Genomic DNA, 13,481 nt, shown 5'->3' on the forward strand with positions numbered 1-13,481 from the left:
CCTGCAGCTCTCACACCAAGGAGAGCTGTTATGAATGTGCTGATTGTTTACGCCCACCCGGAGCCGCTGTCGCTGACCGGCTCACTGAAAAACTTCGCCGTTGATCGCCTGGCGCAGGCCGGCCATCAGGTACAGGTGTCCGATCTGTACGCCATGAAGTGGAAAGCGGCGCTTGACGCCGACGACAGCCTGGAAGGCGCATCAGGGCCCCGTTTCGATCCTTCGCTGGATTCGCAGCGCGCGTTTGCTAACGGCGTGCAGAGCGCCGATATCGAACGGGAGCAGCAAAAATTGCGCTGGGCGGACGTGGTGCTGCTGCAGTTTCCGCTGTGGTGGTTCTCGATGCCGGCGATCCTCAAAGGCTGGTTCGAGCGTGTCTATGCCTATGGTTTTGCCTACGGCGTCGGTGAGCATTCCGACACCCATTGGGGTGACCGTTACGGCGAGGGGACGCTGGCGGGCAAACGGGCGATGCTGATCGTCACCGCCGGCGGCTGGGAGTCCCATTACGCCCCGCGCGGCATCAACGGGCCGATCGACGATATCCTGTTCCCGATCCAGCACGGCATGCTGCACTACCCAGGGTTCGAGGTGCTGCCGCCGTTCGTCACCTACCGCGCCGGCAAAACCGATGAGGCACGCTTTGCCGCCCTGTGCGAGCAGCTCGGGCAGCGGCTGGATAATCTGTGGAACGCCGAGCCAATCCGCTTCCGGCGGCAGAACGCCGGTGACTATCTGATCCCGCAGCTGACGCTGAAAGCGCATCTCGCGCCGGGGCAAGACGGTTTCGGCGTTCACATCGAGTAGCCGGATGCGCACGCCCGGGCGCATCCGGGGCGTGCCCTTAATTCAGGGCGGCGAGAAATGCCCGATAGCCCTGCGCGCTGCTGTCCAACTCGTGTTGCTGAACCTGCTCTGCCGTCCCGTCCGAAGCGGCTTCCTTGCCGTAAAAGGCAAAGAACGAAGCATAGTCGGCCCGCACATAATCGGCGGTCACTTCAAACGGCCGGAAGATCTCCTCCAGCGAGTAGCGATAACGCCCTTCACGCGCGTAATCTTCTGCGCGCACGCCCGCCGTGACCGCCAGCGCCAGTTTCTTGTTCTGCATCTTATAGCCACTGCGAGAACCGTAGGCCCAGCCGTAGGTGAGCACGTCGTCCAGCCATTTTTTCAGCAGCGGCGGGCTGCTGAACCAGTAAATCGGGAACTGCAGCACGATGTTGTCATGCGCTTCAATCAACTGCTGTTCTTTGGCGACGTCGATCTGCCAGTCCGGATAGGCCTGATGCAGTTCGTGCACGGTATACAGCGCCGGATAGCGCCGCAGTTCCTCCAGCCAACGTTTGTTGACCACCGAGTTCGCCATATCGGGATGTGTCACTACCACCAACGTTTTCATACTGATCTCTCCAGTCAGGTGTTTCGACGCATCTTAGGGTATGCTGACAGAATGTAAAATACGCACACTCACGACACATACTTACCCTGGAGAAAGTGTAAATGACCGCCGAATCCCACTGCAGCCCTACGGGCATCAGCCTTGAAGACACCGGTTATGGCTACACCCTGTCGGTGATCAACGGTAAATACAAAATGATTATTCTCTACTGGCTGGCGTTGTATAAGCCGGTATTGCGCTTCAACGAACTGCAGCGCTGCATCGGCACCATTTCGTATAAGACGCTGAGCTCGACGTTGAAAGAGCTGGAAAAAGACCGTCTGGTGGTGAGAAAGGAGTATCCGCAGATCCCGCCCAAGGTGGAGTACAGCCTGTCCGAGCGCGGGCGTTCGCTGATCCCGGTGATCGACATGATGTGCGACTGGGGGGAGCGGCACCGGCCGGAACAGCCGGCGCCGTGAGGGGTTAGTTGTCCGCCGCCGCTGAGGTTGCCGGAGCCGGCTCATCGTGCTCGACCAACGCGTCCGCCGGCCGGCACTGGCGCAGCGTGCGCACGCTGAAGGCCACCAGCACGCCGAGCACTGCGGCGAATGCGCCAAACGACAGCACGCTCATCAATGGGGTGAACACCCTGCCCAGTACACCGAGCCCCAGCGCGCCGATCGAATCGCCGGTCACGTCCTGCGCGGTGCCGAGGCTGTTCACCCGCCCCAGCAGATGATCCGGCGTATTGCTCTGGATCAGCATGAACTGCAAGAGCGAGGCGATGGCATTGGCGTAGCCGTAACACACCAGCGCCAGCAGCGCCGGCGCCAGATGGCTGAACAGCCCCAGTGACGCGATGGCGGTGAACGCGACGATAGCGGCGATCAGGATCAGCACCCCAGGGCGAGGGAAACGCCCCACCCAGCCGCTGGTTAGCGCACCCAGCATCGCACCGAGCGGCACTGCGGAGTACATCAGGCCGATAGAGGACGCGCCGACGTGGTAAGCGTCCTGCGCCAACGCCGGGAACAGCACCCTCACGGCGCCGACGATGCTCATCAACATCCCCAGCAACACCACCGAGCCGACCACCTTATTGCGCCAGACAAACTGGAAGCCGCTGGCGAGCGCGCGCAGCGGGTGTTCCGGCTCCTGCTGCTGCGGCAGCAGCGTCGGCAGGCGCACCAGCGGGACCAGGGTGCCCAGCGTCCCTGCCGCCGCGACGGCGAAGGCGAGACCGACGCCGCCGAACACGATGATGATCCCCCCCAGCGCTGGCGCCAGGATCGCGCCGATGCGCACCGTCACCATGCTCAAGGCCCCCGCCGCCGCCAGGTTTTCGCGCCCGACCAGCAGCGGGATCACCGCCATCAGCGCCGTCATGCCGAGCGCGCCGAAGAACCCGTCCCAGGCCGCCAGCAGATAGAGCGCCCACAGCGACGGGGCCGGCGCGAAGGCATTCAGACTCAGGGCGACAAAGCCCAGCCCGCAGGTGCCGCGCGCGAACAGGATCAGCTTGCGGCGATCGTAGCGATCGGCGAGCACCCCGCCCAACATCAGGCCGATAAACATGCCTACGCCGTCCAGCGCCACCGCCACGCCCACCTGCAACGTGGAGCCGGTCATCGCCTGGATCTGAATCGGCACCCCCACCGCCAGCATGCCGAGTGAAAACACCGACAGCATGCGGGCGCAGAAAATCGCACGAAAATGCGCATTGCTTCTCAGCAAACTGAAATCAAGAAAAAAAGAAGGTTTGGCCATAGTGTCCTGCATATCATGTTTTAGTACGGGCCGTGGCGCACACCCCGGCCCGGTTGCGTTATACCAACCCGTATTGCCGCGTCAGCAGCGAATGCAATAGCGGCCCTAGCGTCTCCAGCGAGGCCGGCGACAGAATGTCCGCGTGCTCGCAGCCTTGGTGATGACAGATCAGCCGATCCAGATACGGCGCCCACACGGCGTTGATGTCCATCAATGGCGGCAGCGTCCGGTCGGCGACAAACAGCGTCGCCGTGCCGTGGAAACGCTGACTGCGCGCCTGAGAAAGAAGGCGCACCGCGTCGCGGTAGTTGGCGACGATGCTGTCGAACATCGCCGCCTTCTCCGCCATCAGCGCCGGATCGCCATGATCTTCCGCCATAAACTCGGCCTGTTCCTGCGCCACCTCCTTCTGCGCCTCTTCCTCGCTGGGGCCGGTCCAGTCCTGGCCTTCCGGCGGATAGGTATCCAGCATGCCGAGGAACGCCACCTCTTCGCCCTGCTGCTGCAAACGCGCGGCCATCGAGTGCGCCAGCGTGCCGCCGAGCGAATAGCCCAGCAGGTAATAAGGCCCCTGCGGCTGCAGGCGGCGCAGAGTGGCGAGATGACGATCGACCATCTGCTCAATGTCCTCGCAGGTGGCGATGGCACCATCCGGCCTTGGCGACTGCAGGCCGATGATCGGGTAGCTCCCCGGCAGATAACGGCTCAGCCCCGAGTACTGCCAGGCGAAACCGGAAGCCGGATGCAGGCAGAACAGCGCCGGGCCTTGGCCCGCCCGCAGCTGCAGGCACTCGCCGACGCCGCGGCTCTCGGCCGAGCCGGCGGCCTGCGCATCATCGAGCAGGTGCGCCATTTTCTCCAGACTGCGGGCGAACATGATCTGCCCGACGCTCAACGGCCGGGTGACGCGCCGACGCAGCTCCGCCGCCAGGCGCATCGCCAGCAGCGAGTGGCCGCCCAACGCGAAGAAGTCGTCGTCGGCATACACCGTCTCGCGCCCCAGCAGTTCGCTGAACAGCGCCGCCAGCAGGCGCTCGCTGTCGCTGTGCGGCACGCGGCCGCTCTGCGGGCTCAGCTGCGGCCGAGGCAACGCTTTGCGATCCAGCTTGCCGCTGGCGCTGAGCGGGAAGCTGTCGGTCATGACATAGCTGACCGGCATCATGTGCGCCGGCAAACGCGCCTCCAGCGCCTGATGCAGGACGGCGGTATCCAGCGTCACGCCCGGCTGGGCGATCAGCCAGGCGACCAACTGCCGCATATCGGCGCCGCCCAGCCCCGTCGCGCCCTCACCCAGTTCGATGGCGTGCACCGCCGCCTGCGCTACTCCCGGCTGCGCCAGCAGCGCCTGTTCGATTTCGCCCAGTTCGATGCGCTGGCCGCGGATCTTCAGCTGATCGTCGCTGCGCCCCAAATACTCGACGCTGCCGTCTTCCAGCCAGCGGGCGATATCGCCGGTGCGATACATGCGCGCCCCGTTGCCGGCGGGATCGGCGACAAACCGCTGCGCCGTCAATCCCGGCCGATGCAGATAGCCGTTGGCCAGCTGAATGCCGCGCAGGTAGAGATCGCCGGCGCAGCCGACGGGCACCGGCCGCAGCATGGCGTCGAGAATGCTCAGTTGGGTGTTCCAGACCGGTTTGCCGATCGGCACGCCGGCGCCGCTCACCGCCGCCAATGCCTCGCCGGACGCCGGTTGATAGGTGACATCAACCGCCGCCTCCGTCGGGCCATACAGGTTATGCAGCGGCGCGGCGACCAACGCCTGGTAGCGGGATGCCAGTTCACACGACAACGCCTCACCGCTGCAGAACACGCGTTTCAGGCTGGCGGCGGCGCGCTGCGGCGCACGTTCGTTCAGCGCCTCAACCCAGATAGCCAACATGGACGGAACGAAATGCAGCGTGGTTACGCCATAGTCGTCGATCAACGTCGTCAGCGCCTGCGGATCGCGGTGCGCCTCCGGCGGCGCCATCACCAGGCGCGCGCCGACCATCAGCGGCCAGAAGAACTCCCAGACGGAAACGTCGAAGCTGCACGGCGTTTTCTGCAATACCACGTCCTGCGCATCGAGCGCATACTCGTGCTGCATCCAGAACAGACGGTTGACGATCGCCCGGTGGTTCACCACCACCCCTTTCGGCCGCCCGGTAGAGCCCGAGGTATACAGGACGTAGGCGGGATAATCGCCGTTCCCCGCCGGTGCGCGCTGCATCGGTTCGCGCCCGCTGTCGTCCAGCGCATCGAACCGCAACGTCGGCGCCAGCGCGGCAAAACGGGCATCCAAGGCGCTCTCGGTGATAATCAGCCGTGGCTTGGCGTCTGCCACCATGTAGGCCAGACGCTCATCCGGGTAACCGGTATCCAGCGGCAGCCAGGCGGCGCCGGTTTGCACAATCGCCGTCAGCGCCAGGCTGAGGCGCACGGAACGCGGCAACGCCACCGCGACGATATCGCCCGGCTGAATGCCCGCCGCCGTCAGCCGTTCGGCCAACAGCGCGGCCTGGCGCTGCATGTCACGGTAGCTGAGGGTGTGCCCGGCATCCTGCAACGCGATGCGTTCCGGCGTGCGCCGAGCTTGATCGGCGATCGCCTGATGCAAGGTGGTGTCCGCTACCGCCTGTGCGGTGCGGTTGACCGCCGCGATCAACGCCTGTTCCTGCGGGGTTTGCAATTGCCAGCGCGGCAGCGGCAGATCTGGTTGGGCGATCCACTGTTGCAGCAGCGCCATCAGCCGCGCGGCGAAGCGTTCAGGCTGCGGCACCGAGTCACGGTACTCCATCAGCAGACGCAGACGCTCGCCGGGCAGCACCAGCAACGTCAGCGGATAGTGGGTATAGCCTTTGTTGCGGATGGCGTCGCAGCGCAGGGAACCTGTGCCGCCGAGCAAGGCATCGTTGTCCGGGTAGTTCTCCACCACCAACAGCGTATCGAACAGCGTGCCCGCGCCGGCCAGGTGCTGGATCTCACCCAATCCCAAATCGTCGTGCTCCAGCAGTTCAATCTGCCGGTGTTGCAGAGCGGTCAGCTGTTCCGTCAACGGCCGGCCGTTTTCCAGCCGTACGCGTACCGGCAGCGTGTTGCTGAACAGGCCAACGTGCTCTTCCACGCCGTCGATCTGGCCAAACCGCCCGGAAACCGGCGAGCCGAACACCACGTCCTGATGGCCGCAACAGCCGGCCAGCTGCAGCGCCCAGATGCCCTGCATCACGGTATTGAGCGTCAGCCCGCGTTCGCGGCACAGGGTCAGCAAACGCTGTTCCTCCGCCGGCGGCAGCGTCATTTCCAGCTCAAACACGCGGTCGTCCTGAGCCTCGCCAAACAGCAGCGTTGGCCGCACGTCCTGCAGCGTCTCGCGCCAGATGCGGCGCGAGGCGTCGGCATCCCGCGCGGCCAGGCGGCGCACGATATCGGCATAGTTCGAACGCAGCGGCGGCAACGCCGTTATCCCTTCACGCAATGCGAGCATCAGATCGTTGAGCACCACCGGCGTCGACCAGCCATCGACGATCAGGTGGTGGGCATTGAGGAACAGCGTGCAGCGTTCACTGTCGCCGTGTTTGACCCACAGCGCATGCAGCATCGCGCCCGGCTGGTTAAACAGATCGCGCTGCAGCTCTTTCTGCTCCAGCTCATTCAGCGCCTGCATTTCTTGTTCGGCGGACAGCGGCGGCAGCCTGAGGCTGTCCAGCGGCCAATGGCTTTCCTGCGGTATCAGCTGCAGCGGTTCGCCCTCGCGGTTGAACCGGGCGGCCAGCTGCGGATGGCGGCGGATCACCGCATCCAGCGCCTGCTGGAGCCGTGGCGCGTCCAGTTCGCCGCAGAGGCTCAGGCGCGTCAGCGAGTTATAACTGCCGCCCTGCTGCGCCGTCTGGGCATGGAACAGCAAGCCGTGCTGCAAGGGCAACAGCGGTAGCGCATCGGCCAACGGCCCATACTCCCGCTCCCAGGCGCGCAGCGTTTCATCGTCGACGTTCGGTTGGGCGATCTCGGCCGCCGTCAACGTTGCCGCTGCGCGTTCGGGATGCCGTTCAGCAAACTCGCACAGCGCACGCACGGCCTGCTCGATGCCCCTATGCAGCGCCTCGATGTCGCTCGCGCTGAAGATGGCCTCCAGCCAGCTCCAGTTGATCGCCAGACACGCGCCGTCGCGCCGCTCTTCGACAAAGATGTTCACTTCCAGCCCGTAACACAGCGCCTGCTGCGTATCCTGCGCCACTGCGAAGGCGTCGCGGAAACGGGTCCGGCTGCGCTGCGGCGTCCAGTGTCCCTCATCCTGGCCGAAGCGCCCGAGGTAGTTGAACAAAATCTCCGGCGCATTGCGCTGCGCCAGCGCGGCCAGTTCGTCACGCTGCGGATGTAAATAGCGCAGTTGACCATAGCCGATGCCGCGATCGGCCACCGCGCGCGTCACCCGTTTCACCGCGCGCACGGCCTCGTGGTGTTCGGCGTCATGCAGTTCGATGCACAGCGGGTACTCCGCCGTCAGCCAGCCGACGGTGCGCGCCAGATCGAGGCTATCGTCCAGTTCGGCGCGGCCGTGCGACTCCAGCGAAAAGCGCAGCGAAGCGGCCTGGAAATGACGCCGGCAGGCCAGCGCCAGCGCGCACAGCATGATCTCTTCGACCTGAGCGCGGTATCCCTGCGGCAAGGCGCCCAGCAGCGCGGCGGTCAGCCGGCTGTCGAGCAGCGTGCGCCGTTCGCTCACCGAAGCGAGACGATCGGTCTGCGGATCCAGCGCGCGGCGCCCCAAGCGCGGCACGCCGTCCGCCAGCATCTGCCGCCAGAACGGCAGCTCGGTTTCCCGGCGTTTGGCGTCGGCCCGTAAACGCGCGGACCACTCATAGAGCGAGGTTTCCTCCGGCGGCAGCGCGATCGGCTGCCCCTGCATGGCGCTGTCGGCCGCTTGCCGCAGTTCGTCGAGCAGGATGCGCCAGGAAACGCCGTCAACCACCAGGTGGTGGATCGCCAGCACCAGCCCGAGGCTCTGCCCGTCACGCTGTAACAAGATGGCCTGCATCATGCTGCCCTCGGCCGGATTGAGGCGCGCCAGCGCGGCATCAAACGCCTGTTCCGCCGCGGTTTCCAGATCGCCGGATACGGGATGACGCTGCATCAATTCACCGGCGGCGGCGGTTTCAACCACCAACTGGCCGTCGCGGATCCGCGCGCCCAGCGCCGGGTGTGCCGTACGCAGCTGTTCCAACGCATAACGCAGCTGTGCCGGTTGCAATTCGGCAGGCACGCGCAGGAAAACGCCGTGCGCGAAGAGACGATGCATGTCGCCCGTCTCGGCAAACCAGTGCAGGATCGGCAGCCCGTCGATCGGGCCTTGCTGCACGCTGCGCGCGGCCTGAGATCCAACGGCCAGCGGCTGCATCGCCTGCGCCATGCGCGCGGGGGTGTGCAGCGCGAAGATCTCACGCGGCCGCAGCAGATACCCGTTGCGCCGCAGGGCGGTGCCCAGCCCCATCGCCGAGATGCTGTCGCCGCCGAGCGCGAAGAAATCGTCGTCGGCACCGACGCGCTCCATCCCCAACAGCTGCGCCATGGCGCGGCAAATCAGCCTTTCCTGCTCGGTGGCCGGCTGGCGCAGGCTTTGCGCCAGCGTCTCCTGCGGTTTGGGCAGCGCCTGACGGTCAATCTTGCCGTTAACGTTAAGCGGCAGCTCCGGCATCACCACCAGGATCGCCGGCACCATGTAATCCGGCAGACGCTGCGCCAACTGCCCCAGCAGCTCGCTCTGCAGCGCGGGTGAGGCGCGCCGCGCGTCATCCTGCACCGAGCAGTAACCGATCAGGCGATAGGTAGCGCCGATCGGCTCGGCGATCACCACCGCCCGCCCCACGTCCGGCAAGGCAGCCAGCGCGCTCTCCACTTCACCCAGCTCGACGCGGAAGCCGCGCACCTTGATTTGGTGATCGGTACGGCCAATGAACACCAGCTGGCCGTCCGCGCTCCAACGCATCAGATCGCCGCTGCGGTACATCACCTCGCCGTCGGCGAACGGATTGGCGACAAAGCGCGCCGCCGTCAGATCCGGGCGGCGCAGGTAACCGCGCGCGATGCCCTTGCCTGAAATGTACAGTTCCCCCGCCGCGCCGATCGGCACCGGCTGCAGGCGACTGTCGAGCAGCCAGACTTCGGTATTGGCCAGGGGGCGCCCGATCACCGGCTGGTCTGCGGCCGTGACCGGCGCGCCGAGGGTATCGACGGTGTATTCGGACGGGCCGTAATAGTTATGGATCTCGACTTCCGGATGCTGCCGCATCAGGTTCCACAGCGTCGGTGTCGCCGCCTCGCCGCCGATCATCACAAACGCCGGCAGCGGAAACTGTCCCTTCAGCAGGCCGCAATCCACCAACTGCGAGAGGAACGACGGCGTGATATCCAGCAGATCGATCGGGGTCTGTTGGGTCTGTTCGAGCAACGCCCAGGGGTCGCGGCGCAGCTCTTCATCGAAGATAACCAGTTCGCTGCCCATCATCATGCAGAACAGCGGCTCCCAGGAGGAGTCGAAAGAGAACGAAGCGGTATGCCCGGCGCGCAGACGCCGCCCGCGGCGAGCCTGGAATTTTTCAATCGCCGGGCCGAATAGAGAGGCCTGATGCGACAAGAACAGGTTCAGCAGCCCGCGGTGCGTGGACATCACGCCTTTGGGTTTGCCGGTCGAACCGGAGGTGTAAATCATGTAGGCCAGATGCGCCTCGTTCAGCGGCGCGCGCCGCTCTTCGTCCGATATCGGCGCGGCCTCGGCGGCCGCGCAGCGCGCCCGGCATTGCGCCTCATCGAGGCACATGATCTGCGGCAGATCCGGCATGTTGGCCCGCGTGTCGCTGTGGGTCAGCAGCATCACCGGCCGCGCGTCGTCGCACATCAGCGCCAGACGCTCACGCGGATAATCCAGATCGAGCGGCATATAGGCCGCGCCGCTGGCCAACACGCCAAACAGCGCGACCAGCGTGTCCACCGAGCGCGGAATGCCGATGGCGACCACGTCTTCGGCGCCGATGCCGCTTTCGATCAGCACGCGCCCCAGTTGCATCACCCGTTCACTGAGTTGACGGTAGCTGAGGCGCACATCGCCGCAGGTCACCGCCAACGCCTCGGGCTGTCGCTCAACCTGACGCTGGAAAGCGTCCATGATCGACACCATGCCCGCCGGCGGCGTCAGCTCAGCGCCGCGCCCCCAGGCCGCGAGTTGGCGCAGCTCCCCTTCGCTGACCAGCGCCAGTTGACCGTTCGGCTGATGCGGCCGCCGCGCCAGTTGCTGCAGCCAATGGCCAATGCGCTCCGCATGGCCTTGCAAGGTGCGCGGCGCGTATTTGGCCGGGTTGGCCACCAACGACAGCGTCAGCACGCCGCTTCGAAAACCGATCTCAAACTCGAGGTCGTCGACCGGCCCCATCGCCAGCGTATGGGTAACGGCCGCTTGACCGTCGAAGGACAAGGCGCTGTGGTAAACCTTGACGTTGATCACCGGGCCGTACAGCTCCTGATGGCCGCCGACCAGGCCGAGATCGCGTTTGATCTGCTCCGCCTCATAGCGCTGATGGCGCCGCACCTGTTTGATTTCCGCCGCGGTGGCCTGGCAGACGTCCGCCAGCGACATCTCCGGCGTCACGTTCAGCAGCAGCGGCAGCACGTTAACCACCGGGCCGATCGCCGCCAGCGCCTGCGAGCCCATGCGGCGCATGAAAGGAAAACCGATGGAGAGCCGGGTTTCGCCGCTCATGCGCGCCAGATACATCGCCAGTGCCGCCGTGACGATATCGGCCGGTTGCAACGACTGCAGCGCCGCATCGCGCAGCGCTTCGTCAAACAGCGACTCCGGCAGCACCAGCGCCTGTTTGAGCGGCCGAGCGCCCGGTTCGACCTCGCGGTTTTCCGTCGCCAATGACAGCGGCGACGGCAGATCGCGCAGATGCTGCCGCCAGAATTCGGCCGCCCGCTGGCGTGCGGGCGACGTTTGCCATTGCTGAAACTCTTCCACCACCTTGCCGAACGGGGTAAACGGCGAGGCCGCCGGCGACAGCCCGTGGCGCAGCGCGCGGTAGATATCGGCGATCCGGCGGGTGATGGCCTCGAAGCTGAAGCCGTCCAGGGTCAGATGATGAAAGCGCTGGTACCAGAACCAGCGATCGGCGCTGATGCGGATCACCGCATGGCGATAGAGCGGGCGCTCGCCGTCCGCGGGCAGATCCTGCGCCAGATCGTCGTGCATCAGCGCCAGCGCCGCCTGTTCGGCGTCTGGCCGTGCGCTGAAGTCAAACCACTCCGGCGCCAGCACCCGCGCGGGATCCGCGTTCAGCGGTAAACGTTGCACCGGCTGGCCGTCCTGCGCCTCAAAGAAGCGCGCCTGAACCGTATCCGCCTCCGCCAGCCCCTGGCGAATCGCGCGCTCCAGCGCCGAACGATCGATATCGCCGTGCAGTTCGGTGTAGTGCGCCACGGCAAAGCTGTTGCGCCGCAGCGCGATTTGGTCGGCGATCCAGATCCCCGGTTGCGCCGCAACCAGCGGATAATCCCGATACTCGACCTGAGTATCCGGCAAAGAAAGCGTTTCTGACATGGTGTCTGTCCTTTTCCTCAAACGGAATGTAGCGATGTGGCTGTGCGGCGATTAACGCGGCGCATCCGCCGCTTTCAACGACGCCGGCCGCATGTCCTGCCAGTGCGCTTCGATATAGTCGATACATTCACCGCGCGACGCCGGCCCCATCAACACGCGCCATCCCGGCGGCGTATCGGCAAACTGCGGCCACAGCGAGTACTGCTGTTGCGCGTTGACCAACACGGAGAAACGGAGACTTTCGTCATCGAACGGGTTTTGTTGTTCCTGAGTCATTTGCCTTACCTGTCTGTCAAAATGTGGAATTACTTCATTGCGGAAAGCAGCCGGCGCACGCCGTCCACCAGACCGCCGCGCCAGCAGAGCGCGTCATGTCCGCCGGAATACACGCGGTAGTCGGCACGATGCCCGGCCGCCGTCAGCGCCTGGTGCATCTGGCGATTGACGAATTCGATGTCCGCCTCCCGATCGCCGGCTTGCTGAATCACGGTGAGCGTCGGCGCGGTCGCGCCGCGCTGCCGAACCTGGCGTATCAACCAGCCTTCCTCCAACTCGTGGCGTTTTTCAAACTGGGTAACGAATTGCACCGTGGGCCACCAGAAGGAGCCGGACTGGCTCAGCACATGGCCGAAGCGCTCGGGCCAGTGCAGGCCGGCGTATAACGCCGCCAGCCCGCCGTAGCTCTGGCCGGCGACCACGGTGCGCGCCCCCTCTTCGCTGAACGGTTCGCGCCGCTGCGCCTGCGGCAGCAGTTCGTCGATCACCGCCTGCCAAAAGGCGGCGTTGCAAGGAAGTTCGTTTTCCCGGTGTTCGCCATCGATCGCATCGATCAGCAGCCAGCACGCGGGCGGCAGATGCCCTTTTGCGGTCTCGTTCTCAATCACCGGCAGCAATGCGTGCCTTTCGATCCAGTTCTGGCCGTCGAGCAGCAGCACCAGCGGGCGGTTCGCGTTGTCCGCCGCCTCGCCGGCGGCATACAGCCACACGCGCCGCCGGGTGCCCAGCCGTTCGCTGTGCCAGTGAAAAAGCTGTAGCCGCGCTTCATCCAACGGCCGATCGGCGGCCTGCCAGGCGCTTTGGTCGTCCGCGTCCGGCCCCTGAGCCAGGGAAACGGCGCGCGGGCGATAAGCCGGCCCCAGCGAGGTGCGATTCAGCGGATCGGCGATCGCCAACGGGAACAGCGATACCCACCAGGCGCGCTGCTGGCGATCGCGCAACGTTTCGTCGTCGCTGAAGACGGGAGGAAGATCCCGCGCTGTAATCGGGATCAGGCTGTAACTGCCGCGCCAGCGGCGATCGACAACGGCCGCACCGTACCAAACGTCGGTGCCGGGGAGCCTTTTCAGGCTGCTGGGGGTCGTGCTGTGATGGTCGGTAATGCCGTTGATATCGGCATAGACGCGACATATCGGCGAGAGCCGCTCGTCGCCGGCAGGATCGCGCCATAGCCAGGTCATTCTGACGTGCTGTTCATCGTGCGCTTCGACGACAGGCGTGCCATGAGCGGCAACCTTCTGCCACCACGCGGATTGCCCTGCCGCCTCTTCACGCAGCCACTGCGCCGCCAATCCCTCACGACCGTTTTCTGGCCTCTTTTCCGGCAAAAACTCCATAGCGCCCCTTACATAACGTGCGTGACTTTTACAAAACCTGACAATCGTATTGATACTCATTATCATTTTCAATACTATTTGTCGGATTTTTGCCGTCGTGCAAACGCGACGTCTCCGCGTCGACGAGGGAAAGCGTATTCATCGACATTGC

The 13,481-nt window shown here is 65.1% G+C and carries 7 protein-coding genes; 2 read left to right on the forward strand and 5 right to left on the reverse strand.

Annotation, left to right across the window (positions count from 1 at the left end; genetic code table 11):
• Positions 1-30: 30 nt before the first annotated feature.
• The gene (locus HWW83_RS07590) at positions 31-807 is read left to right on the forward strand and encodes an NAD(P)H-dependent oxidoreductase (RefSeq protein ID WP_033643109.1); all 777 of its coding nucleotides are present in this window, start codon (positions 31-33) and stop codon (positions 805-807) included.
• A 37-nt stretch (positions 808-844) separates the two neighbouring features.
• Here HWW83_RS07590 and HWW83_RS07595 read toward each other — a convergent pair whose 3' ends face one another.
• The gene (locus tag HWW83_RS07595; RefSeq protein WP_033643110.1) at positions 845-1,399 is read right to left on the reverse strand and encodes an NAD(P)H-dependent oxidoreductase; all 555 of its coding nucleotides are present in this window, start codon (positions 1,397-1,399) and stop codon (positions 845-847) included.
• A gap of 101 nt (positions 1,400-1,500) precedes the next feature.
• Here HWW83_RS07595 and HWW83_RS07600 point away from each other — a divergent pair, with 101 nt between their 5' ends.
• Positions 1,501-1,860 carry a winged helix-turn-helix transcriptional regulator gene (locus HWW83_RS07600; protein ID WP_033643111.1) on the forward strand — a complete coding sequence of 120 codons (360 nt, stop codon included), beginning with the start codon at positions 1,501-1,503 and terminating at the stop codon, positions 1,858-1,860.
• Positions 1,861-1,864: 4 nt separating this feature from the next.
• Here HWW83_RS07600 and entS read toward each other — a convergent pair whose 3' ends face one another.
• The 4 genes from entS to fes are packed head-to-tail and all read right to left on the reverse strand — an operon-like array spanning position 1,865 to position 13,330.
• Entirely contained in the window at positions 1,865-3,148 is a 1,284-nt protein-coding gene (gene entS, locus HWW83_RS07605; RefSeq protein ID WP_046687064.1) for an enterobactin transporter EntS, read from the reverse strand.
• Between the two features lie 58 nt (positions 3,149-3,206).
• The gene (locus HWW83_RS07610) at positions 3,207-11,717 is read right to left on the reverse strand and encodes a non-ribosomal peptide synthetase (RefSeq protein ID WP_176589178.1); all 8,511 of its coding nucleotides are present in this window, start codon (positions 11,715-11,717) and stop codon (positions 3,207-3,209) included.
• A 51-nt stretch (positions 11,718-11,768) separates the two neighbouring features.
• On the reverse strand, positions 11,769-11,993 hold the full coding sequence (locus HWW83_RS07615; RefSeq protein WP_033643114.1) for an MbtH family protein: 225 nt from the start codon (positions 11,991-11,993) through the stop codon (positions 11,769-11,771).
• Between the two features lie 29 nt (positions 11,994-12,022).
• Positions 12,023-13,330, reverse strand: a complete 1,308-nt coding sequence (gene fes, locus HWW83_RS07620) for an enterochelin esterase (RefSeq protein ID WP_232096986.1) — start codon at positions 13,328-13,330, stop codon at positions 12,023-12,025.
• Between the last annotated feature and the right edge of the window lie 151 nt (positions 13,331-13,481).

The organism is Serratia ureilytica, assembly GCF_013375155.1.
Classification (GTDB): Bacteria; Pseudomonadota; Gammaproteobacteria; order Enterobacterales; family Enterobacteriaceae; genus Serratia; species Serratia ureilytica.

Bases quoted from the DNA above. Each gene is read 5' to 3' on its own strand.
- HWW83_RS07600 (WP_033643111.1), top strand. From the start codon at position 1,501: ATGACCGCCGAATCCCACTGCAGCCCTACGGGCATCAGCCTTGAAGAC.
- HWW83_RS07615 (WP_033643114.1), bottom strand. From the start codon at position 11,993: ATGACTCAGGAACAACAAAACCCGTTCGATGACGAAAGTCTCCGTTTC.
- HWW83_RS07610 (WP_176589178.1), bottom strand. From the start codon at position 11,717: ATGTCAGAAACGCTTTCTTTGCCGGATACTCAGGTCGAGTATCGGGAT.
- HWW83_RS07595 (WP_033643110.1), bottom strand. From the start codon at position 1,399: ATGAAAACGTTGGTGGTAGTGACACATCCCGATATGGCGAACTCGGTG.
- fes (WP_232096986.1), bottom strand. From the start codon at position 13,330: ATGGAGTTTTTGCCGGAAAAGAGGCCAGAAAACGGTCGTGAGGGATTG.
- entS (WP_046687064.1), bottom strand. From the start codon at position 3,148: ATGGCCAAACCTTCTTTTTTTCTTGATTTCAGTTTGCTGAGAAGCAAT.
- HWW83_RS07590 (WP_033643109.1), top strand. From the start codon at position 31: ATGAATGTGCTGATTGTTTACGCCCACCCGGAGCCGCTGTCGCTGACC.